Origin of the sequence: Candidatus Gullanella endobia, from assembly GCF_900048035.1 — a bacterium.
Taxonomy (GTDB): domain Bacteria; phylum Pseudomonadota; class Gammaproteobacteria; order Enterobacterales; family Enterobacteriaceae; genus Gullanella; species Gullanella endobia.
On sequence record NZ_LN999832.1, the window covers coordinates 912,182 to 938,041 of the forward strand.

General features: G+C 27.1%; 12 protein-coding genes, 2 tRNA genes, 1 other RNA gene and 1 pseudogene. 12 read left to right on the forward strand and 4 right to left on the reverse strand.

The window, feature by feature from the left end; translation table 11 throughout:
- Nucleotides 1-68: 68 nt before the first annotated feature.
- Nucleotides 69-584: a flavodoxin FldA gene (gene fldA, locus FVIR_RS02520; RefSeq protein WP_067498582.1), complete on the reverse strand. Its 516-nt coding sequence runs from the start codon at nucleotides 582-584 to the stop codon at nucleotides 69-71.
- Nucleotides 585-5,123: 4,539 nt separating this feature from the next.
- Between fldA and sucC the strand changes: the two genes are divergently transcribed.
- The 11 genes and pseudogenes from sucC to FVIR_RS02565 all read left to right on the forward strand — a co-directional run bounded on the left by sucC (nucleotide 5,124) and on the right by FVIR_RS02565 (nucleotide 18,012).
- Complete coding sequence (gene sucC / locus FVIR_RS02525; protein WP_067498584.1) at nucleotides 5,124-6,290, forward strand: ADP-forming succinate--CoA ligase subunit beta; 1,167 nt, start codon at nucleotides 5,124-5,126, stop codon at nucleotides 6,288-6,290.
- Nucleotides 6,290-7,162: a succinate--CoA ligase subunit alpha gene (gene sucD / locus FVIR_RS02530; protein ID WP_067498587.1), complete on the forward strand. Its 873-nt coding sequence runs from the start codon at nucleotides 6,290-6,292 to the stop codon at nucleotides 7,160-7,162. Before sucC ends, sucD begins: the two co-directional genes overlap by 1 nt.
- Nucleotides 7,163-7,844: 682 nt before the next feature.
- On the forward strand, nucleotides 7,845-9,410 hold the full coding sequence (cydA, locus tag FVIR_RS02535) for a cytochrome ubiquinol oxidase subunit I (protein ID WP_067498590.1): 1,566 nt from the start codon (nucleotides 7,845-7,847) through the stop codon (nucleotides 9,408-9,410).
- A gap of 24 nt (nucleotides 9,411-9,434) precedes the next feature.
- Nucleotides 9,435-10,574 (forward strand): cytochrome d ubiquinol oxidase subunit II, encoded by a 1,140-nt coding sequence (cydB, locus tag FVIR_RS02540; protein ID WP_067498593.1) that lies wholly within the window; start codon nucleotides 9,435-9,437, stop codon nucleotides 10,572-10,574.
- Between the two features lie 18 nt (nucleotides 10,575-10,592).
- Complete coding sequence (gene cydX / locus FVIR_RS02545; protein ID WP_067498596.1) at nucleotides 10,593-10,706, forward strand: cytochrome bd-I oxidase subunit CydX; 114 nt, start codon at nucleotides 10,593-10,595, stop codon at nucleotides 10,704-10,706.
- A 2,241-nt stretch (nucleotides 10,707-12,947) separates the two neighbouring features.
- A complete protein-coding gene (locus tag FVIR_RS02795) occupies nucleotides 12,948-13,199 on the forward strand; it encodes a cell envelope integrity TolA C-terminal domain-containing protein (protein WP_408605367.1) in 252 nt (83 codons plus the stop codon).
- 297 nt (nucleotides 13,200-13,496) lie between these two features.
- Nucleotides 13,497-14,622 (forward strand): annotated as a pseudogene (gene tolB / locus FVIR_RS02640) (Tol-Pal system beta propeller repeat protein TolB).
- A gap of 63 nt (nucleotides 14,623-14,685) precedes the next feature.
- Nucleotides 14,686-15,204: a peptidoglycan-associated lipoprotein Pal gene (pal, locus tag FVIR_RS02550; RefSeq protein ID WP_067498599.1), complete on the forward strand. Its 519-nt coding sequence runs from the start codon at nucleotides 14,686-14,688 to the stop codon at nucleotides 15,202-15,204.
- Nucleotides 15,205-16,770: 1,566 nt separating this feature from the next.
- Nucleotides 16,771-17,319, forward strand: coding sequence for a CDP-diacylglycerol--glycerol-3-phosphate 3-phosphatidyltransferase (pgsA, locus tag FVIR_RS02555; RefSeq protein WP_067498601.1), 549 nt, complete (start codon nucleotides 16,771-16,773; stop codon nucleotides 17,317-17,319).
- A 520-nt stretch (nucleotides 17,320-17,839) separates the two neighbouring features.
- Nucleotides 17,840-17,913, forward strand: a tRNA-Cys gene (locus tag FVIR_RS02560).
- A 16-nt stretch (nucleotides 17,914-17,929) separates the two neighbouring features.
- Nucleotides 17,930-18,012: transfer RNA gene (locus FVIR_RS02565), tRNA-Leu, on the forward strand.
- A 365-nt stretch (nucleotides 18,013-18,377) separates the two neighbouring features.
- On the opposite strand, the gene ssrA is transcribed toward FVIR_RS02565, so the two are convergent.
- Nucleotides 18,378-18,763: a transfer-messenger RNA gene (gene ssrA, locus FVIR_RS02570) on the reverse strand.
- A 44-nt stretch (nucleotides 18,764-18,807) separates the two neighbouring features.
- Nucleotides 18,808-19,290 carry an SsrA-binding protein SmpB gene (gene smpB, locus FVIR_RS02575; protein ID WP_067498603.1) on the reverse strand — a complete coding sequence of 161 codons (483 nt, stop codon included), beginning with the start codon at nucleotides 19,288-19,290 and terminating at the stop codon, nucleotides 18,808-18,810.
- A 1,694-nt stretch (nucleotides 19,291-20,984) separates the two neighbouring features.
- On the opposite strand from smpB, the gene grpE reads away from it, so the two are divergent.
- Nucleotides 20,985-21,575: a nucleotide exchange factor GrpE gene (gene grpE, locus FVIR_RS02580; RefSeq protein ID WP_067498604.1), complete on the forward strand. Its 591-nt coding sequence runs from the start codon at nucleotides 20,985-20,987 to the stop codon at nucleotides 21,573-21,575.
- A 234-nt stretch (nucleotides 21,576-21,809) separates the two neighbouring features.
- On the opposite strand, the gene ung is transcribed toward grpE, so the two are convergent.
- The gene (ung, locus tag FVIR_RS02585) at nucleotides 21,810-22,493 is read right to left on the reverse strand and encodes a uracil-DNA glycosylase (protein ID WP_067498606.1); all 684 of its coding nucleotides are present in this window, start codon (nucleotides 22,491-22,493) and stop codon (nucleotides 21,810-21,812) included.
- Nucleotides 22,494-25,860: the final 3,367 nt, after the last annotated feature.

Genomic DNA, 25,860 nt, shown 5'->3' on the forward strand with positions numbered 1-25,860 from the left:
AACAAAAATATAGATTTATATTATACTACTTACTTAAATAAGTAGTACATAAGGAAAGTATGAACTATTTAATCTAAATTCATTTCTATGGTTACTTGTTTAACCCAAGTGCTAACACGTTTAGCAGTTAGCTCTGGCTGTCGATCTTCGTCAATAGCTAGACCAACAAACTGATAATCATCAACAAGTCCTTGCGATGTCTTAAAATGATATCCAGTGGTGGGCCAATATCCAACTAACTTAGCACCGTTTGGTTTAATAATATCTCGTAATATACCCATTGCATCGCAGAAATACTCTGCATAGTCTTCCTGATCACCACACCCAAATAATGCAACAATCTTTTTATTAAAATTAATCTCTTTCAGTGTAGAAAAAAAATCATCCCAATCACACTGTGCTTCACCATAATACCAGGTTGGGGTACCTAATATCAGACGATCATATTGTTCTAGATCTTCTTTGCTGCTTTTAGCAATATCAAAAACATTAGCAATACTAGTACCTAGTTGCTTCTGGATTATCATAGCAATATTTTCGGTGTTTCCGGTATCACTACCAAAAAAAATGCCTATTTTTTTCATAAAAATAAATACCTAATAAATCTTAACAAGATGCTCTATTATAAACTCTAATCTAATATAGAAAATAATAGCAGATCTTTCCTTTAAAAAATATATTTTATTAATTTTTTATATTAAATCCTTCTAAGTAGTAAAAGCTTTTTCTATTATGTCGAGATGACATTAATAATAATTTCGTAACGTGTAGAATATCTTTATAAAACTAACTGATTTAATTGAAAAGTATTATTTTTCTTTTAAAAAAGGGTAATACTATTATTATATACCTATGAAGTATTTATCTGTTAGCTAAAATATAGATATCCCTATCTTAATTTTTTATAGAAAAATAGATTTCTAGTTCTTAAACGTAATTTTTATTTGTAAATAAATAAAGCATTTTATTTTTTATAGAGTATCAATGAAATTAATATTTATAATTCTAAAATAAAACAAAAAAATAAGAGTTATTATTTAGATAGATCTTTAAATTTTGAAAGCATAGATCATATAGTGTAATACATTCAATTTTCATGGTTTTAATCAGTAACTTATTAAAAACTTAATTTTTAATACTTAATGATAACAAAATTTTGATAAATTTTAGGATATATTACCTTAGTCGTATAACAAAATTTTAAAAGCTCTATCAGATTAAATTTGTAAAAATTTTTGTTCCTTTTAGTTAAAAACTGTTTTTGTCGCATATCTAGATTTATCGTATGTTATAAAATTATGATCAATATCCTACTATAAATTTTAGTTATTTCTTTTTATAAAACTTTTATTTAAATAAACAGACGTTGAAGACATATTCAACGATGAATCTTACTATACTTTTACTTTTTATAATTAAAAATTTTTACTTTTCATTAATTTTTGAAAATTTATACGTTCCAATGTAATATTAATAATAAAATGATATTATTACTTTTCTCAATAACGCTAATTAAAAATGATAGCGAGATATGTGTATTAAAATCAAAATATCCGATTGTATCAGTAATTAAGAAATTACTAGATATGTATAAAATTATTCTAGAAACAATATAGAATTGAAAATATAAAACTGTCTTTTTATTTAAAAAAAGACGAAGATTAACAATCTCTATTCAAAGATAATTATTTTAATTAATATTTATTTATCTTAGAAAAGATCAGGATGATGATGTCATTATCATGATCTTTTCTGTATACTAAAATAAATAGCATCTTTTAAAATAAAGATAAAGTATTATTTTAATAGATCATATTAGAGTATTTGTTTTTTATGGTTGATATTATAGAAATCTATATCTATTAAGCAGAAACTTCGGATATATATAAAATATTAAATGTTTAAACTTCGGATATATTATAAAATATTAAATGTTTAAAATTAAATAATCATTATTAAAACAGTTTATTAATATCTCTAGATAAAAAAAGATGCTACTACTAATTAGTATGATAGAGCTTAAAAAATTCGTTTAGCTTATATTTATTAGTTTGCTTTAGACTAAAATAAGTAATATTTGTGCTACTGGCTATTTTTAGCGTAAAATACGCTTATTAATCTTAAGGTTAATAAGAAGTTAATATTTCGTTTATCAATGAATTTTCCTTTTTATAGAGCTACTTATAGAGCTACTTATCTTACTATTTCTATTCTCCGAAATGCTTCATCTGACCAAATTTATCGTTTTATATCTAATGAACTGATAGAACATAAAATGTTTTACAGACTAATTAAAGAATTTGTTTAGTTAAGCGTTTTTATAATTTATTTCTATAAAGATAATTAGCAGAGATGATTAACTAACTTAACTTATTAAGTGTTATTATATTTAGACTAAATACAGAAAAAATGAAGTATAAATACATAATAAAATGTATCTAACTTTAGATCACTTGGCTGGTAAAATCAGCTCTATATAAAGTAAATTTAAAAATTTTTTCTATTCATACTAGAATTAATTTATATTTTCATCCAAATAGATAAAATATTTGATTTTATCAAGATATTTCTTTTCTGTTTTGATAAAAACAATAATTTCATTCTAAAAATCTATAAAAACAAGAATTAGTTCTTTATTTTAATTTTATTTTTTAAACATTGAACTGAAAGTAATTTCCAGAAAATCTTAAGATAAAATTATTTATTATTAGTTATGATTCTATAAAATTTTCGAATTTCATTAAGAACTAAAAAATAATAACTTCAAGATCATTCTATTACTAAATTCTATTACTAAATTACCTAACAAAACAATTTTTTATTGGCTAATAATGCAGTTTTGCTATCTCTAATCCTCATGATATAAGTTTGCTTAGTATTTTACTATCTTATTAAGATAATTCAAAACTGAAGATTATAAAAATAGGTAGTATTGATTATTCGTTTAGCATTAGGTTTTTGTAATATCTTATTATGATTGTTTTAGTATTGTATTTAAGTTAAAGCTGTAATAAAATTAATGAGTTAAAAATGTTATATAATTAACGCATACTAGAAAAATAAAAGGTATTCGATGCTTTATATAATCCGAAATAATTATTTCTCAAACTACAATATTGCTACTCTCTCTAAGAGCAGTAAAGACTACTACTTTCTAAAACTACTATACTAACTGTAGTAAAGACTACTGTACTACGTCTAGTATGTATTATAGCAAATATATTTCGGGAATAAATTGAAACAAGATGAACACATCATACAAGATGTATCAGAAAATTAGTTAATATATGTTCTTTTATCTAGAAGCGCTATCTAAATTATAAGCAGAATGAAAGTAATACAATTAGATGAAAATAAGTATTACTTAAGCGTTAATTTACTGTATAAATAAGTAATAAGTACTAAGATTCTAGCTGATACTACTTTAGTAAATGAGAGTGTTTTTATTTATCTATGCAATAAAACATTACAAAACAATAATTATAACTATATTTCGTTGTTTTATAACAATATTAATCATAGTAATTTTTATTTTTTAATGAATCAGTTAACTGAAATTTTTAGGTGACTATTGATGATATGAGTAATATTAATTCTACAATCATTAAACACATCATGATGTATTTCGGTAAAGTTTATTACAATTTTTAGATCAACAGTGAAAGTAGCAGTTTAGATTTACTATGATAAATATCAAATAACTTTATCCAATTGGTTTATAAAGTATTAGCATTTATCGATATTTGTATGATTTTGTTTAGCCTCAAGAAAAGTTGCAAGAATTAAATTACCTATTATTTCAGCCAGCACTAGCTCTAGACTCAATATCTATTATCACATTACCACTATCACTAGTATAAAATCCCGATAATAACCCGATCATAATATGTAATGTTGCAATGCAATGAAATAAAATTTGAAATTAAAATCAATACAGTAGCTCTTAATAAATTACTTTCATTTTAAAGATAATGTTATATTTTTGATTAATGTTTAAAAACAAAGATGCTAGCTTGATTATTTATCATAAATACAAAAAAGATATTTTTGCCTAGTCTCAAAGTATCAGCTAGGTGACAAGCAAAATAATAAAACTATAAATTTAAACTAGAGTACTATAATTCAGGTTTTTGTAAGCTTATTAAAGAGGGAAAAATAATCTATCGATTTTCGCTATATTTTAAGTATTAAAAGCGATAATTCAAGTAGATACCTTACCTACGAAGATATCGAAAAGCATATCACTAATCTCTACAAAATCGTTTAAATTCTCAGCAATTTTAGTAAAATATATCCTGATAATCTATCTACGAAAATATAAACACATAATAGAATACCTGCTAGAAGCAAAAATAGCAAATAGCAAAACTATATTGACTACTTTTAATACAATTAAAATGTTATATATCTAATCATAGATATGTATAAATAGCATATTTTCATGTCTAAAAAGCGCTATGACATTAATTTAGGTTTTATGTTCTTCTATACTAAGAGTATAGCAGCAATTTTAAAAGATATTTTAAATAAGTAAATATATACTAATTTTAAAGATATGATTTATTATAGCTGTTATGACGTCAGCATCGCATTATCTTTGTTTCGTGGTCTAATAATATTAGTATTGAATAATGTTTATGAAAAATATTGCCTTTTAAAGGCAATATTTAGTTATTAAAAGCAACGATTAAAAATTTAAATTTTAAGAGTTAACTATCTATAACTTTGCTATTATCGACATATAATCTATATAATCTTATTATCTCATATCTTCATATTTATTAATATTTATATCTATATTAATTTTAATAAATATTGATTAATATTATCAAAATATGTAATTCTAAGTATACATGTAATTAAAGATTAACTAATAACGGTAGAATAATGAGTGTTTATTTTAAAATGATATATTATCATTATCTTATGATTAATTATGAGTATAGATTTATTAACTAAGAAAATCTGTTAGATTCCTAATTAAAGCTCAAAAGATACTCAAAAATATTATTCATTTTTAATATTTATACTATGACAATAGTTTTTATGCTAAATGTCAGCGATGCGATATAGTTCCGCTGATATTCTTAAGATAAAATTAGAAATAAATATGGAAAAATATCATGAATTTACATGAATATCAGGCAAAAAAGCTATTTGCTCATTATGGTCTCACTACTCCAAAAGGATATACTTGTAATACGCCGAATGAAGCAGAAGTATTCGCTTCAAAAATCGGCTCCGGTCCATGGATAGTAAAATGTCAGGTGCATGCAGGTGGTCGCGGTAAATTTGGTGGTGTAAAAGTAGTACAATCAAAAAAAGAAATCTATGATTTCGCTGAGCAGTGGTTAGGTAAGCGTCTAGTAACCTATCAAACGGATACATTAGGTCAACCTGTTAATCAGATTCTAATTGAAGAAACTATCGAAATCTACAAAGAGCTTTATTTAGGAGCAGTTATCGATCGCGATATATGCCGTGTGGTATTTCTAGCATCTACCGAAGGTGGAGTAGAGATTGAAAAGGTGGCGGAAAAAACACCGAATCTAATTCATAAAATAGCTTTGGATCCACTTACGGGTCCGCAGCCTTATCAAGGCCGCGAATTAGCTTTTAAACTAGGTTTAACCGGTAATCAGATTTCTCAATTTAGTAAAATTTTCATAGGTCTAGCAATGCTGTTTTTAGATCAAGATTTAGATCTATTAGAAATTAATCCATTAGTGATTACTAACACTGGTAATCTTATCTGTCTTGATGGAAAAATAAGTGTTGATAATAATGCGTTATTCCGACAACCAGAGTTATACAAGATGCGTGATCATAGCCAAGAAGATGAACGCGAAGCATACGCAAGCCAATGGGAGTTAAGCTATGTAGCGCTAGATGGTAATATTGGGTGTATGGTAAACGGGGCTGGTCTAGCAATGGGAACAATGGATATTGTTAAATTACACGGCGGAAAACCAGCTAATTTCCTAGATGTTGGCGGATGTGCTAATAAAGAGCGTGTCTCTGAGGCATTCAAAATTATCTTATCAGATAAAAAAGTTAAAGCAGTTCTAGTTAATATTTTCGGGGGAATTGTTCGCTGCGATTTAATTGCTAATGGTATCATTGGAGCGGTATCTGATGTGGGTGTCAACGTTCCCGTAGTAGTTCGCCTAGAAGGGAATAATGCTGAACTAGGTGTAAAGCAATTAGCAAATAGTAGATTGAACATCATTGCTGCTATAAGTCTGACCGATGCAGTTCAGCAGGTTATTGCTTCAGTAGAGGTAAAATAATGTCTATTTTGATTAATAAAAATACTAAAGTGATTTGCCAGGGCTTTACCGGTAATCAGGGAACATTCCATTCTAAACAGGCGTTGGCTTATGGTACCAAAATGGTTGGTGGTATCACGCCAGGTAAAGGCGGTAGTAGACATCTCGGTTTGCCAGTATTTAATACTGTGCGAGAAGCTGTTGATAAAACTGGTGCAAAAGCATCAGTTATCTACGTACCAGCACCATTTTGTAAAGATTCAATACTAGAAGCTGTTGATGCTAGTATTGAGTTGATTATCTGTATCACTGAAGGTATACCAACGCTAGATATGCTAACAGTGAAAGCTAAGCTTGAAAAAAGTTGTTCGCGTATGATCGGACCAAACTGTCCAGGTGTCATTACTCCTGGAGAATGTAAAATTGGTATTATGCTTGGACATATTCATCAGCCAGGTCGAGTTGGTATTGTATCTCGTTCAGGTACTCTAACCTATGAAGCGGTAAAGCAAACAACCGATATTGGTCTTGGACAATCAACCTGCGTTGGAATCGGCGGAGACCCAATTCCTGGCTCAAATTTCATCGATATTCTTAAGCTATTTGAAGCGGATATGCAAACAGAAGCTATTGTGATGATTGGTGAAATTGGTGGTAGGGCAGAAGAAGAAGCTGCAGTCTATATTAAGAATCATATCACTAAACCGGTTGTAGGTTATATTGCTGGTGTTACAGCTCCGAAGGGAAAACGGATGGGTCATGCTGGCGCAATTATCTCCGGGGGTAAAGGTACGGCAGATGAAAAATTCGCCGCCTTAGAATCTGCTGGCGTTAAGACCGTACGTAGTTTGACAGATATTGGTCAAGCACTAAAATTGATTTTATCAAACTAAGTTATCTACTTTATTGAAAAAGCAGATGACTGCTGTACTCTTCCCTATAAATTATAAGGGGTAATATTACTCTAAAACTATATATAAGCAGATTCTTTTGATACTATAAACTATAGTAGTTTTTAATTCATAAATAAGTAATAAAATTTTTTCTTTTGTTGAATGTGAATATATAAGCAAAAACTAATCTTAATATTTATAAATTACACTTTGCTTCGGTTATTAAATCTAATAATGTAGGGAAATACTAGCGTTATAATAATTAGTTAGTATCGTTAAAAGAACATAGGTAACGTAATGGTTATATATAAAATACTTAATATATAGCAAATAACACTGCTACACAGTGGCTAATATTTTATATTGTTATTTACTTACTTTTTGTATTATTTTTATTAGAATACCTTAGTAATGTTTATAAAATATTTCTCTGTAAATATTTTATAAACATATCAATTTTTATAAGCATAATATAAGAGATATTAGTATTATTTTTCGCTAGTGTAATTTTAGTATTAATTCAATCTATAACTCTATTTCCTTTTTCTAAAAATTAAAAGTAACAAATCGTTAATTATAATTATAAATATTTTATTACTTACTACGCTCTAAGCTAAGTCAATTATGAAAGATAACTTAGTAGCACATATATGATTCTTCCTAACAGGAAGAAGGAGTCATCATGTTTGATATCGTTGAACTATCACGATTACAGTTTGCTTTAACAGCGATGTACCATTTCCTGTTTGTGCCTCTCACCATAGGCATGTCGTTTTTATTGGCGATCATGGAAACAGTTTATGTGTTATCAGGTAAGCAAATTTATAAAGATATGACCAAGTTTTGGGGTAAGTTATTTGCTATCAACTTCGCTCTTGGTGTAGCTACCGGTCTTACTATGGAGTTTCAATTTGGTACTAATTGGTCATACTTCTCCCATTATGTCGGTGATATATTTGGCGCACCATTAGCAATTGAAGGATTAATAGCCTTTTTTTTAGAATCGACCTTTGTTGGCCTGTTTTTTTTCGGGTGGGATCGATTAAGCAAATTACAGCATATGGCGGTGACTTGGCTGGTAGCACTTGGTTCTAATTTATCTGCATTATGGATTCTAGTAGCTAACGGTTGGATGCAAAATCCTATTGCTTCAGATTTTAATTATGAAACCATGCGTATGGAGATGATTAGTTTTATCGATCTAATATTCAACCCAGTAGCACAAGTAAAATTTTTTCATACTGTAACTGCTGGCTACTGTAGCAGCGTGATGTTTATCCTTGGTATCAGCTCTTTTTATTTATTAAAAGGTCGTGATATTGCTTTTGCCAAGCGTTCTTTCGCTATAGCTGCTTCTTTCGGTCTAGCGTCGGTACTGTTAGTCATTATGCTAGGAGATGAATCTGGTTATGAAATGAGTAATGTGCAAAAGACCAAGTTAGCTGCAATCGAGGCAGAGTGGAATACTGAACCAGCACCAGCATCCTTTACTTTATTTGGCCTTCCAAACCAAAAAGAGCAAACCAATTATTTTTCGATTCGTATTCCTTACGTACTGGGAATTATTGCAACCCGTTCAACAAATCGCCATATTACTGGCCTGAAAGATCTAATGGTACAGCATGAAATTCGTATTCGTAATGGAATGAAGGCTTATAGTTTATTAAAACAATTGCGTGAAGGAAATACCAATCCTATCGTACGTAAAGCATTCATAAATAGCAAGCAAGACTTAGGTTATGGGTTGCTTCTGAAACGCTATACGGACGATATTACTCAGGCTAATGAGCAACAAATTTGCCAGGCAACTAGGGATTCTATTCCACAAGTAGCACCACTTTATTTCTCTTTCCGTATTATGGTAGGTTGTAGTGTGATTATGCTAATGCTAATTGCTTTTTGTTTTTTGGCTGTTATTCGTAACCGTATTGGTCAGCCACGCTGGTTACAATATGCCATGCTTTATGGAATTCCGTTACCATGGATAGCAATTGAATCGGGTTGGTTTATTGCTGAATATGGCCGTCAGCCTTGGGCTATTAATGAAATTTTGCCAACTTATATTGCTCACTCAACTCTTACAACTCATGAAATACTTTTTTCAATGGGATTAATTTGTGGGCTATATACATTATTTTTACTAGCAGAAATATATCTGATATTTAAATTCGCTCGCTTAGGGCCAAGTAGTCTGAAAACTGGAAATTACTATTTTGAGAAATTATCTTCTTCAATAAGCGTACAATAATACAATTTTTATGAGAAAAGAGTTATGTTTGATTACGAATCATTGCGTTTTATCTGGTGGATATTGATTGGTCTACTTTTCATCGGCTTTGCTGTTACTGATGGATTTGATATGGGTGTAGGTATGCTGATGCGTTTATTTGGCCGAAATGATATTGAACGTCGCATTATGATTAATACTATCGCCCCACATTGGGATGGTAATCAAGTATGGCTTATTACCTCCGGCGGAGCTTTATTTGCAGCTTGGCCTATGGTTTATGCTGCAGCATTTTCTAGCTTTTATATTGCTATGATCTTAATATTAGCTTCACTATGTTTTAGACCAGTTAGTTTTGACTACCGATCTAAAATTAATGATATGCGCTGGCGTAATTTATGGGACTGGGGAATATTTATTGGTAGCTTTATTTCTCCAGTAGTAATAGGAATTATATTCGGAAACTTATTACAAGGCGTTCCGTTCCACGTAGATGAATATCTAAGATTATATTACACTGGTAATTTCTTACAGCTATTCAATCCGTTTAGCTTGATGACAGGTATTGTAAGTTTGGCAATGTTTTTAACTCAGGGCGGTACCTATCTTCAAATGCGAACCAGTGGTGATTTACAGATGAAAATGCGTGGCATAACTCAGATTACTGCATTGTTGACAAGTTTAACTTTCTTTTTGGCTGGTATTTGGATCGTTTTTGGCATTGATGGTTTTATTATTACCTCTGTTATAGACCGGGCTGCTCAGTCAAATCCATTACATAAAGAAGTAGCGCATCAACTTGGAGCATGGTTAATTAATTATAAAACACATCCAGAATTATGGATCATACCAACTTTGAGTGTATTTTTACCACTACTGACAATTACTTTTAGTTATGTAGGGCAAAGCGCTTGGGCTTTTATTTGCTCTTCAGTAAGTATAGCTTGCGTTATTTTAACTGCAGGGATTACACTTTTCCCATTTATTATGCCGTCCAGTACAATGCCAAATGCTAGTTTAACCATATGGGATGCAACTTCAACACTAGAAACATTAAAAGTTATGACTTTAGTAGCAATTATTTTTATACCGATTATGCTAGTATATACTATTTGGTGTTATTATAAGATGTTTGGTCGTATTACGAAAGAATATATTGAACAAAATACGCATTATTTATACTGAAATAAAAGGATATTAGCTATGTGGTATTTTACTTGGATTTTAGGAACTCTTCTAGCTTGTGCTTTTGGCATCATTACTGCACTAACTCTTGAGCATCTAGAAAATACTCAAAACAAAAATTCCTTGAAATAATAATTTAAATATCACATTTTTAGATTTTTATTAAAGAATTACTTCATATCTTAAAAATTTTATTTCAATATATTCTTATTAACACCAATTTAATATTCTTATTATAAGAAAGAATAATTTTGATTTAGTAGATAGTAGTTTTGAAAAACAGTTAGCAATGATATTAGTGTCTAGTTTTCTCCTGTTACCAGAGAAATTAGTGATGTATAGTAGATAGAGTGAAATATTCAGTAACTAATTTTTATATATAAAATACTGAAACCAGCAACATATTTGATATGTTTTTAGATTATATCGCTTTATATTTATATTCACCGAAAAATTTCATCAATATTTATTAACACGAATATAATATTCGCAAGCTAGGATATACTAATAGAGTATTTTGGCTTGTAAAGCTAATCGATTAATTGCAATGGAAATCAAAAAAAATTGCTTTCCTTAAGCATATTATTGTAACCTTATACAACATGTACTAAATATTAGTATACAATTTTTTGATAAGAAAGACTAGACGCTATAATCATATATCTTAATCTATAGTAAGAAAATAATTGTGCTTACTATATCCATCCTTCATTTTTAACTAAAATGAATATTTTTAATATGTTATTAGAAGCAAGTTTTTAGTAAAATTTGTTATATTGGTTTTGATATTTTTTCTATCACCTTACAGGCTATCATTATTTAGCGTTCCAATATTTTAAATTTAGCTATACGCAAAACTGAAGGATTTGAAAAAATTTCGGTCCGGTATTAAATTACCCAACCGCTATTAAAAATAGCATGATACATCGTGATAATCTGAGTGGTTCTAAGCAGATTTTATGCTGGTTTCAAAGAATTTTTGTATCTTTATGATGTTAATAATCACGTTCTTGAAGCATTAATAGAAGGTGATTTTCGTACTGTGCATATTTTGATAATTATGAACTGAAAGTATTGGAAACCAATATACCTTTCTTTAGTATGATAGCTTATATAAGCTATCATACATCTGTCTCTTTAGAACCGTTTGGCTATTATGATAGTCGAAATACTTATTTCTAATTCGATGAGTCTACTTACTTCTATTCTCGCAATGATTGCTTTTAACCCGCCTAAGTTTACGAGTTAACAAGCTTGAGAAGAACTATGATAATTTTACTGAAGAATTTATTGCTATCCTTCACCGTAAGATATTCTCTAATAAGAGCAAAATAAGTAAAAGGTAAGGTCGTCATGATAAGAAGATATTCAAAAAAAAAGAATATTAAATCTTAGATTATTATCCTTTTAACTTGATGCGTTTTTAGTATTAGTATTAATCTCTGTAACAACAGCGCCGATTATTATCTAGAACAGCAAAGCAGATTTACTTAATACTAGTAACTTTAGAAATATTAGTAGTAACTATAATCAAATAGTAATCATTGAGTTTTCTAGTATCAATGAATACGTTCTAGTAGTTAATCATAAACGAAAAGAGCATTTCTTCCAGAAAAAGTAGTTTCCGAAATACACGCCTGTACTACTATAAATCTTAAAACAATATTTGTAATAAGTGAAGTTAAAGACATACCTTATAACGAAATTATTAAAGTACTTAATTTATTATATCAAGCCGGCATAAAATCACTTGGTCTAATGATATATCCTATCTAACAATACATTCTATAATACTTACTATTTCTTGTTAATCCTGTTGGAAATTTATTATTTTTTAAGTTTACTAAACAAAACGACAAGTTTAAATATAATATTATTTTATCAATTATATTGCATTTCATTATAATAGTTGTATTACTCTGGAGCTTAATGTATCAGTCGAAAAAAAGTGCTAGAAAAAAATGAGTTATCTATTGATGCTATAATGGTCAATCCCGATACGATAGTATCGGGATACAATTACTATAAGCAAATAAAAAGATAGCATCAGCAGATCAATTAGGAAAAAAGCTAATAAAGTTACGATACAGGTTGAATTAGAAATATTAGCATAGGAAAAGATCATATATTTGGTGAAACTCAGATCGCAATTTGAGGCTAAACAATCCTTAGCGATCATACAGAAGAAAATAGAAACTAATACTAGAGTTAAATCCAATCAAGTAACAAAATATATTAATAAATAAATCAGCAAAGCAGATAATTTGCTAAATAAACTAATTAATATTAAAAATATATCTAAGTCTAGGAAATAAATCTAAATGGATAAGAAATAATGGAAAATTGGTATAAGCAATACTAAAATTAATACTTATAACGTACAGCTTATCAAAGCTATTAGTAGAAAATTTTTATAATATTTCTAGCTATAACGGTAAAACTTGCGATCTATATATCAAAATAGTTAATAATGACACGTTGATTTCTGTTAGTTCTGATGAAAGTAATCCAACGTTATGCCAAGCAGTAATTTCTGCAATACAGTTAATAAGAACACAAAACTATCTAAACTTGTATATTTATGAAAATTTTAAAAATATTATGCTTAGATTTTCACTTCACTAATATATAATAGAACAAGATAGTTATTAAGTACTTATTTATCAATTTATTACTTCACTGTATTATTTAAGTTACCAAATAAAAGTATCTTTAATAAAAGAGGTTTAGAGTTCTACACTTTTAATTTTTAACCCATCTTTGTTTTAGGAAATAATATAAAGTATATATTTCGAATAGCGTTAGTTTTTTGTTTTATTAGCTTTCGTACTTCATGCGAAAATGCGTACTGAAATCATTCAAGGAATGGATATAGATAACTAAGAGCCTATCGGTGTAGTTTTATTTAAATAGGATCTAGTACTGCATCCAAAAGATGTTAATAGCATAATCTCTGTCGACCTGCGTAATAGCGGTAAATTCAATCCTATTGATATATCTTATTTTTCAAAGAAACTAAGTATTACTTCAGAAGTAGTATTAAATGTTTAGAAAGAGCTTAGCATCGATATCGTAGTAGTAGGGAAGACAAAATCAATTTCCGACGATAGCTATGCGGTTTCTTATTAATTAGTAGATACCTTTGATAACCAAGGAATCGTTTTGGCATTAAATCAGTTTAATGTTATACAAAATAGCTAAATTATACTGCTCATACTGTTAACGATAAATCCTTTGAAAAACTCACTGATATTAAGAAAGTGCTTTCCGTGCTCGTATTATTTATATTGTTCAAACCAATAGTGGTCAATATTTATATGAACTGCGCATTTCGGATTATAATAGTTTTAACCAGATTCTGGTACATCGTTCATTTCAGTCACTGATGTCGTCGTCAGTTTGATTACTTAATGGAACTAGGCTTTCTTATATCACCTTTGAAAGCGGTCAATCAGCGCTATTTATTCAAGCATTAGATAATGAAAAAAAATCAAGACATTTCAAGTTTTTCTCAACATAATAGTGCTTCATTTTTCATCTAATGGTATTAAATTGGCTTTCATACTCTCAAAGAGAGGTAATATAAATATATACGTAATGGATTTAAATTCAGGTCAAGTGAATTAGTAACTGAAGATTGAAGTGATAATACGTAATTGAGCTGGTTTCCAGATAATTTTACACTAGCATATACTTCCAATTAAAGTGATCGTCCTTAAGTGTATAAAATTAATATTAATAACGATATATTGCAATTTCTGTCTTGGAATAGGTTATCAGAATCAAAATTCGAATGTTGGCCAAGATGATAAATTTTTAGTAATGATTAACATTAATAATAACATACAGCATTTTACTAAACTAGATTCGTTAACAAATACTGTTACAGTATTGACAGATACGTTTTCTAGATAAAACTCCTAGTATTTCTCCTAATAGAACAATGGTTATCTACAGTACTACGCAAGGATTTAGTTCTATGTTAAAGTTAATTTCTATTGATGAATGTTTCAAATCAATTTTTTTCAGTAACCAATGGGCAAGTTAAAATCCTGTATGATCTCCATATTTATAATGTATATAAATACAGCAAATTAAAAAGGACAATGAAATGAAACTAAACAAAATAATGAAAGGACTAATATTAACGATACCTATAGTAGTAATTACTGCATGTAGTTTTTATAAAAACGCTAATAATAGTAATGAAGCTGCTATTATCGATAATACAAGTAATAATATAAACATCAGCAGCCACAGTGTTCATTCCGATAATCAAGCTCGTCTTCAAATACAGGATCTTCATTGCAATAATATTATCTATTTTAATTTGAATGAACATAATATTCGATCTGAATTCGTTCATGTACTTGATATACATGCTAATTTCTTATGCAATAATCCAAAAAATAAAGTGATCATTGAAGGACATACAGATGCACTTGGTACACCAGAATATAATATTGCTCTAGGTGAGCGTCGCGCCAATGCTGTAAAAATGTATCTTCATAATAAAGGTGTTTCTACTGATCAGATCGATGTCATATCTTATGGTAAAGAGAAACCAGCTGTACTTGGCCACAATAAATTAGCTTACGCTAAAAATCGTCGTACAGTTCTTATTTACTGATATATTATGTGGAAAAAAGATTGACGATTATATCAACATTTTTTCTAGACATAGGAAAACTACATCTGCTGATAGTCAACTTTAGACATCTATTTCTACTAATAACTTTTAGTATAAGTCGCTCACTACTGATACTGAAATTAGTAAATTAGATGTTAGTATAAAATATAAAGAAGCAGTGATGTTAGCATTAGATAAAAACAATATGACAAAAATTATTTCATTTCAATACTTTATAAAGCATTATCCCGATTCTATCTATAAGAGCTGAGATACTGATACAGTTGTAATTATGAAAACATCACTGTGAAAAGTTATTGAGTTTTTTAAAAATAAAATGAAAATTAAAAAGAACATATAACAGTTATTTACTAGTTTTCTTTATCTCTATAAATATCTAGCAAAACTACAGTAGTTTTAACTTATTAAAAAATTCATAATAAGTTTATAATTACAATTTTTAATTCAAAAAATAATTATGTCTATGATTGTGACAATAATTCAATTTATTTAAACTATTCTATTACTATAGAAATAGTTATAATTATAGTGCTTAACGAGGAAAAAATCCAAGTATACTAGATGCTATTATTAAATCATGTAATAGCCTATAAAAATGCAAAAAACAGAATCAATATATAAAATTTAAGTTCTGATAGTCAGAATATTATGTATCTATTTGGATTTTATATATGTTATTCATAATAAATTTTTATATATTCAACTAATTTAGATAATTTATTTAGATAAAATCAGTCAGGTTAAAATAGTATTTTTTTTAAAGTATATTTTATTATAAATATTTTGTAAAATTTTCTTGCGTTGAATCATTTAAGAGATAACCTATCTTTAGGTATTTCTTATTTACTAGATTAAATATTATATATTCTAAATTATTTATTAAAAATTTTAGATAAATAACGTTAAACCTTAAAACTTATATACAGATATTGAGGTAATTCTACTTGATAAATTGTCAATTTCGTGAAATAAGAAAGATCCATATTTAAATATATCCACATACCAATCATATTTTTTAATTAAAATTCATCTAAATAAATAGTATAGCGTGATATATATTTTATTAAAACTATCGTAGTAATAGATATTATATTATAATTTAATATTTCTAATAATTATCTTGTTATAAATCTAGTGATTTATTATAGAAAACATTAAAATAGCATATTAAAAAAAAAGAAAATTTCTGATAAAATGATTACTTTAGTAAAGTATTTTAATAAATTTAATTGTAAATAGCATAAGTGTTATCCAAGTAATTCTTATGATTGTAAATAATTTTGTATAGAAAGACTAATTTTTCAATGTATTTTTCTGCTTCGTAACAAGAAAATATTATTAATATTTTATTTACCTTCATTAAATTTATGTAATAAAATTCACCTTAAATAATTTAAAAAACTATATGAATTACTATTCATAGCAATAAAATTTACTAAAAGATAAAAATAATCTAACAGAAAGGACTTAATTTGCTAAAACACTAGTAGCAATGTAGCAAGATAGTTATAATTTCTGCTCTTGTCATATGTTTACCAAAGTACTATGCAACTAAATATACCGATTTGGCTTACAATGTTTCGTGTTGTAATGATACCATTCTTTGTTCTGACATTTTATCTACCTTTTAAATGGGCGCCTGTATCTTGTGCATTGATTTTTATCTTGGCGTCAATAACAGATTGGTTTGATGGTTTTCTAGCTCGTCGTTGGAAACAAACTACTCGATTCGGTGCATTTTTAGATCCTGTTGCTGATAAATTGATAGTTGCTATAGCTCTAGTACTAGTAACAGAGCATTTTCATTCATGGTGGATTACGTTAACAACGGCAACAATGATTGCTCGCGAGATTATTATTTCCGCTTTACGCGAATGGATGGCAGAAATAGGAAAACGTAATAATATAACAGTTTCCTGGATTGGTAAAGTCAAAACTACTTCTCAAATGCTTGCATTAGTAGCACTACTATGGCGACCTGACGAAATCGTCTCAGGAGCAGGCATTGCTGCACTATATATAGCGGCACTATTGACATTTTGGTCTATGTTTCAGTATTTATATGCTGCCTGGCGCGATTTATTTAAATATTAAAATAAGTATTTTAAAAATCAGTAAACTTATAAATGATAACTACTTTGTATTGCTTATGTACGTGAAATTTATCATATCAATATATGATCACAGTTTTCCTGGTTGTGATAAATGATATTATACGAGTTATATAAGGATAACATAATATTAGACCAACTTTTGTATATTATAGAGCTCTGTGCGATGATATCCCCTTTTTTTATAAGCTTACTTTTGTATTAATTCTATGGAATACATATATAAAAATAAAGCTTATTTATCCTTAGATAAGAATTAATTGAATAGTTCAGATCAAAAATTATTGGATGTCTAATAGCAATGTTAGATTAGATTAACTATAATATAAATATTTAAATATCTCTTTCTAAAAAAACTTGCTATTATTTCTTATACAAGTAATAATTTATCTACTTTATGTTTTAGAGCAGATAAATTATTTTAAATTAATTTTTTTAAAAAAATTAGAATTTGATCATTTATCGATAAAATATTTAAAACATGAAACTAATCGATGAAATAAGGCGCGTTGGCAGAGTGGTTATGCAACGGATTGCAAATCCGTCTATCTCGGTTCGATTCCGGGACGCGCCTCCATTTTATATTTTACAATGCCCGGGTGGTGGAATCGGTAGACACAAAGGACTTAAAATCCTTCAGCTTTTAGCTATACGAGTTCAAATCTCGTCCCGGGTAGGATTCTAATAATTTTAACAAAAATAAACCACAATAAAATCTAATATAATATTTCTATCTATTAATTAGAGAATTAATACTAATTATCCATCGTTTTTATTTCCACTTTCCTATAAGGAAAATATAATATTAATTGTGTTTTTATTTGTTAAACTACTTTATAAGCCTTGTATTTAGATATGTTTTTATTAAAACTAACAAGTTTTTATACATAAATTTTAAATAAAATTTATGTATTTAGTACCGATTGTAATAAACTGAGAAACAAAGATACTAAAAATAAGATTTCATAAATAGTAAATTCTTCTAACTATCATTAATTTCTAATAAACATAAATACTATAAACTACTTCATATTACTAAAATAATGGAGCTGGCGGGATTTGAACCCGCGTCCGAAACTTCTACACCTTCAGTACTACATGCTTAGTTCAGTCTTTTTTATTCACCTGCTAGCTGTAAGACGAACAGACTGCTAGCAAACTAGCCTGATTAGTTTTAACGCTTTAGCACTAGGCAGTGCATTCACGCGATCTCTCTTTATTTTGACCTCTCTTGATCCCCGTCCTAAGAGCGGAGGCTAGGGAGAGAGGGAATCTTCAGTTTATTAAACTGATTAAGCTGCTAAAGCAGCATTAGATTCAAATTGCGGATTGTTTGCAATTATTTTTTTAAGGTTTTTTACGAGGCAACCTTACCTCGGCATGCGCTTTTAGGTTTCGTAAATCCCGTCAAGTCCATAATCAGCCCCGAAATTCTCATTTTTTCATAGAAAACCAATAATGTCAAGATAACCTATTGACTAATATGTTTTATAATACGCGCTTTATTTAAAAGCCATTCGCGTTCTTTAATATTTACTCGCTTATCAAATCTTTTTTTACCTTTTGCTACACAGATTTTTATTTTTACCCACGATTTTTTCCAGTAAAGCAAAAGTGGTACAACAGTATAACCTTCGCGATTTACATAATCAAATAGCGAATCTAGTTCACGTTTATTAAGCAAAAGTTTGCGAGTTCGCATAGGTTCATAGATAATATATGAGGGAGCTGTCATCAATGGCTGAAAAGTAGCACCAAAAAGATAAGCTTCTCCATTCTTGAGCGTTATATAACTGTTGCTAATATTTACTTTACCAGCACGTAGCGTTTTTACTTCCCATCCTTGTAAGGAAACGCCTGCTTCAAATTCTTTTTTTATAAAATATTCATATTTAGCGTGTTTATTTTGTGCAATAGCAGTATAATCAGCTTTTCTTATTTTTTTTTCTATCATAACGTATAATATTGTATAGTCAATTTCGAGAAAGAAAAGATTTTCTTACAAAGAAAATCAATTTTAATCATACTGAGTTCCATAGTACATGTAATTATTTTTTTATTTCTTTAAAGAAACATAGTTATATTTAATTAATCTATAAATATAGATTAATTAAATATAAAAAACTATACAATATAGTACTGTATGATTTACATTTATCTTTTATTAGTTTAGAAAAATATTAATCCTAGTTAAAAATATTGACTTCTATCCGAAATTTATTTTAGACTATATCACTGATTTAATCTCAAGCAGAATAGAAAAATTAACTACAGATCTGAATACCTCAGAATTAGGTATCAATAAATCTTTTATTACCTGAGCTCTTAATTAATAAATAAGAGTGATATAATTTACTTAGCGGAAGAACTATTTAATTTTTAATAAATATTAAAAATTTTATCTCTCTAAAGAGATTAAGAAATATTAAGTTCTATATTAATCTTAAGTTTAATAAAAAAGCTAATTTAGCTAAATCAGCATATTGCAAGATGATAATAAATAATATAGTTATAGTTTTCAATCGCTGAGTCAATAAAATTTATTTTTCTAGTATTTAGATCAAAATTATTTACTCTATGATAAAATATCCGTATTTGAAATAATCATTAACTAGTAATGACTAGATCTTAAAACATCAGTTTATTATTAATATATATCAAAATATTACTATTGTTAAAAATTAACATCAGCATTTTCTATGAAGCAGTTTTATAATCTGATCCACGGAAGAAAATATAATACTAGATATTTAAATTCAATAGATCCTTTATTGGCGAAGGTTAAAGATATAGGCTATCTATTTCTTAGTCATATTTATATGAATTTAGCGATATTAGTTTTGAGTAGCTAATTTTTCTTATACCTTATTAAATAATACGTCGATAATAATCGACCTTACTAGTAGTATTGTTTTTTAAAAATTTACATAGGCGAAAGATAAAAATTAACTGCGTCAACTAGAAATATGTTACTTAGCGTTTATGATTTGTTTTATACCTTACTCATATTAATTGACTAAGGTAGCGTTTTCTATAATAAAATTGGATTAATAATATCTCTATATTGAACTATTAAAAAATTGACAATAGTACATTCTTTTTTTAACAGGTAGTAATCAATATTAAAATATAATATAAATCAGTTTATTAGTTATAATGTATAATAAATAGCTTAATCTTTAGTATATTAGATCTTTATTCTATTAATAAAAGATAACCAAATAAACTTCTAATATTCTTAACATAGTACTAGTATTGTGCTTCATTATTACCTTTCACTTAGTATTACGAATAATAAATTTATTTTTACGATAGGTATTTTAGCTCATACATGTAGCTAGATTAATCTAGATATTAATGTCTATTACATAATATTATAATTGCGAAAATATTTTTATTTGCAAAATCGTTCTAATAATACAGTAAATAATTTTGCTAATATTAAATTAGAATAAAGATCACTTAAAACTAATACTTGTAATAATATAGATGATCAACGATACAAATATTTTAAAATACTATTTCTTTTATCGCTAATCTCTGACATTTTTTACAAAATCTCATTATGCTTTATCTCTTGAATCCTAATTATTCATCCCCATAATACCTATGGTTAAGAGTAGTACTGAACCACGGAGAAAACGCATAATGAGCAGTAAAGAACAGAATACCTCTTTTGAAAAGGTCTCTCAAGAGAATATAGATATGGAGCAAGAGCAACAGACACAAGAGGAACCTGAAGTAGTTAGCACTGTGGATCCTCGAGATGAGCGTATTGCTGAATTAGAAGCAACGTTGGCTAAAATACAGCAGATTGAACGAGATAGTGTCCTTCGTGCCAAAGCAGAAATGGAAAATGTACGGCGTAGAAGTGAACAGGAGGTTGAGAAGGCTCATAAATTTGCTCTGGAGCGTTTTACTAGTGAGTTATTACCAGTAATCGATAATTTAGAACGTGCGTTAGATATGTCAGATAAAGAAAATACTGAGCTGGCATCTATGATTGAAGGAATAGAACTAACACTCAAATCATTGCTAAATGCAGTACGTAAGTTTGGTCTAGATGTAGTAGAACATACGAACGTGCCATTTAATCCTGAGCTGCATCAGGCAATGACAATGTTGGAATCGGAAGAACATAAACCTAATCAGGTAATAATGGTAATTCAAAAAGGTTATACTCTTAATGGTCGACTTATTCGACCAGCAATGGTTGCAGTATCAAAAGCTAAAAGCTAATATTTTAATCTACTACTCAAAGTAGTAGTGTATTGATCGCTATTTCCTTCGATAGAGCACAGATAGCTGAATTATTTGCTGGTTTTCATGGTTTATATAAAACTATTAATTAGCAGTTTTTGCCTATATTTTAATCATTACTATTGGTAAGTTTAAAGGACTAATGCATATTTTTTCTGCTTCTTTTAGTTATATGATTACTTTCTCTCCTTATTTCATGTAGGGAGGATATTTTTATGGTACCTGTAATGTCAATGACCAATCAATAGGACATTGACCTTGTTGTTCTAATAATGCATTAGCTCTGGAGAAATGGCGACAACCAATAAAGCCACGATGGGCAGACAGAGGTGAAGGATGCGGTGCTTTAAGTACATAGTGATGCTTAAGATTGATGATTCTACTTTTTTTATGGGCATGAGAACACCAGAGTAGAAAGATAATGCCTTTACACTGTAAATTTAGGACATTGATAACCTTATCAGTAAAAATTTCCCAGCCTAGATTGGCATGGGAATGTGCTTTTCCCGCTTCTACTGTTAGTATCGTGTTAAGTAACATTACACCTTGTTGTGTCCAACTTTTGAGATAACCATGATTTGGGATAACAAAGCCAGGAATATCATTAGCTAGTTCTTTATAAATATTTAGTAGAGATGGTGGAATTGGAACACCCGGGTTGACTGAAAAAGAAAGACCATGAGCTTGGTTGTGTCCATGATACGGATCTTGACCAAGAATCACTACCTTTACTTCATTTAGTTTTGTAAAACGAAAAGCATTAAATATATCTTTATCTGGAGGATAAATAGTTGTTCCAGACTGTCGCTCTTTTTTGATAAACGCTAATATTTTTCGAAAATAAGGTAGAGTTTTTTCATTTGCAAGAGTATCTTGCCAAGTAAGTATTTTGGTCATAAAATATTCTGTGTAATGTAATTAATAGATAAGACTAACTAGAAAATTTATCAATTAGTTACCTTTAATAGCTGACTGACAGTCAAATTATTCTAATTATAGGGATGAATAGAGCTTCATATTAATACTCCCTTCTATGATATAAGGAAATATTTTAAAATAAAAATTTGATTTTTAACTATTTAATTTTCACTATTAAATATTAAAGTGTAGTAGTAAATTAGTAAAAATAACTAAAACTGACCATTTTATATTAGGATTATGTACTGTGTCTAATTCTACATATTATAGTAATAGTAAGATACTATTATTTTTTGCTTTAATCGAAAGTCTATAATTTTAATGAATGAGAGTGAAATAAAAATTAGTTTATTCTCATTATAAGAGAACAAAAATATAAAAGTTAAAAATTTAATAAATATATTCATGGAGGTTATATGTTATAGCATAATACTAAATGCTTTTTAATGAAGTTTTAAATTTTATTTTCATTAGGTTTTTAGTATAAAAGCATTCTATATGCTATAATTATTAGTTTATTTTTATTAAAAATCTTGTTGTAGCTATTTTTTCTAATTAAATATTACTTTTCAAACTAGTACTTACTTTTAATATTAAAAAGTAAGTATAATATATAGTAATTACTAATATTATTAGTGTTATTAAAATTACCTTAATCTTATCTTTTCCATGTTTATTCTCATTTTATAGTTTTTCCAATAGTTTTCTATCACTAAAAGAATTTTTATGACTTGAAAATATATAAAATTAATAAATGATCTTGTTTAATAATAAATAATTGTGTGATTCTGATAGAGAAATAACATAAAATTTTTTATGTCTAATACTGATTGTATGAACTATCCGATATAGATAGATATCTATTATTACGAATAGATGAAATTGATAATATTTTTTAATTTCTTTGATGTTAAAAATACATTTCTTAACATTTAATTTCTATTAAGATGATCATCTAATTAGCTCTTATGCTTTTGATAAACTTATTATATTTTTATTGCAATAGTCATATAACAAGATAGTATGAAAAATATCAGTATATTTGTATATATTCATATTTATAGAAAAAAGAAATAGATTAATATTCTATCTAATATTATAGATATTGATTAAATAGCAAAGCAAATTAGCTTAAAAATAATAAATTATTTTGACTAAATCCTTAGTAATTTTATTTATTATAATAATTAAAAGTATTTAATTATTATAATAAATTTATGCTAACTTTATAAAGTTAATAGGTAAACTACGTATCTAATATTTTTATCTATTATTTAAATTCAATACCTCTACATTTCCAAGTTGTAGATAGAAATAATAATTAATGTCACTAACGATCTAATTTTTCATGATAGAAATCAATTAAATTCTAAAAAATTAGAAGAAAATATTTTCTAGTTGTCAATTATAAATATAACCTAAATAATCTTTGTCTTTGATATTTATCAGACTAATGTAAAATATTAATTTATATCTTTATGAGTATATAAGCATTTATATAAAACTCGATTTATATATATTTTAAAAAATAATTATTAAATTAATATCAAAAATAATTTTATGTATTTATATGTGAGCTATCAATAATAATGTTAGCTCATTTTAATAAAACGTTAAATCACTACAAATAATAGTTAATAATCTGTTATATTTATATAGATCTAGTTTATATTAGATTATTTTATAATTTTAATACATCAAATCATTAAATATAAATTTTAGAGTATTATTATTTTAATAATTGCTAGTATTATTAATAATTAATGCTAGAATAAAACAAAAATATTTTTGCTTATTTTTTAATCTACTCTGATAATAAGAAGTATTAATTATTTATTAGTAATATATAACTTAGCGGTTTAAATGCTATTAAATCGATATCAATGATCGAGAAGATTTAAGCCAAAATAATACAATTTTATTTACTAATAATACATTTTTAATGTTATTAATATATTCAGTTTATTAGCTAAGAGACAGATATTTCATACTAGTTATTAGTTTTTATCTAGTATTTCATTATTAAATCGTTTTTAAATCTCTTAATAGATAAACAGATTATAAATCTCTTTATTACTTCTGTATTTATTTTTTCATTAATTTTTTAATTAACTATTAAGTAACATAATATCGATATTAATCGAAGAAAAAATGAAATATAGTACATAGTACAATGATTAATATTTTTAAGAGATTATCCTGGAATTATAAAAAGTAATCTCGCCATTCTAACACTCTATATTGATTGTTAATATTTATTATATCTAATTTTTAATAGTACGTTCATTTAATTTTTATTAAAGTTTAAACTATTAATTAAATCTATCGTGTTTTTATGGATATCAATATATTAATTGAAATTATATTATATACAAGCTATTTATTTATCTTTTATATCGAAAATATAATATTGATACTAAATATCCTATAAATTAAGAAGTTACTATCGTTATCGGATAACTTAATGATAAATATGGTAAAACGTATCATAAACTACCTTATTTCTCCGGTTAGCAGAGTATAGTACTTAGATATATTAAGAAAGATGAAAAAGATATATTAGTTATCATACTAATAAAATTTGTAATTTAGCTTTCTCTAGATCATAGCTTTTATTTATATGAATATTATTCATACATTATTAACTATTTTTCTATATTGAAAAATAAGAATATAGATTGTTGTTCTATGTCTTTTTAGTATATTTTCTATAGTTATTAATTTTAGAAAAAATATAGCAATTTCAAAAAGTATGCTTTATATTATTTTAGATTTTATTTGTAAAAATCTAGGAGATATGTTGTTAATATCCTATTTATACTATCTGAGATGCTATATATTTTTGAAATACACACTAGTAAGTTAATGATTTTATTTAGTATCACTACTAATTTTATTATTTAATAATCGGAGCTAATATTTATACTGTAACTAATATTTTGCGTTTAACCTATAGCTTTATTATAAGGTTTACTTGTTTGCTATAGTTTTTCATATTTAGGGACTTAATAATATTTTATATTAAAGTTAAACAACCTTACAGGCTTTATTATGTTTTCTTTGTTATATTTGTTATTCATTTCAAATGATTACCATTCACTTCATTCTCATTATATCTTCAATAGTAATGCTATATAAACTTCTAAACTACTAGATAATCTTATATTTTTATTATGACTATAAATATGGCTTAAATTTCAGTAATAGGACTGTTATTCCTCACTATCGTAGTATAATGCAAAGTATAATATACATATATTATTTATACTGTATTATTACGATTATATTTCTTATATGGCTACTACTGGAAAAATTTATAGCACTTTTGATATAAAACTCTATTGAA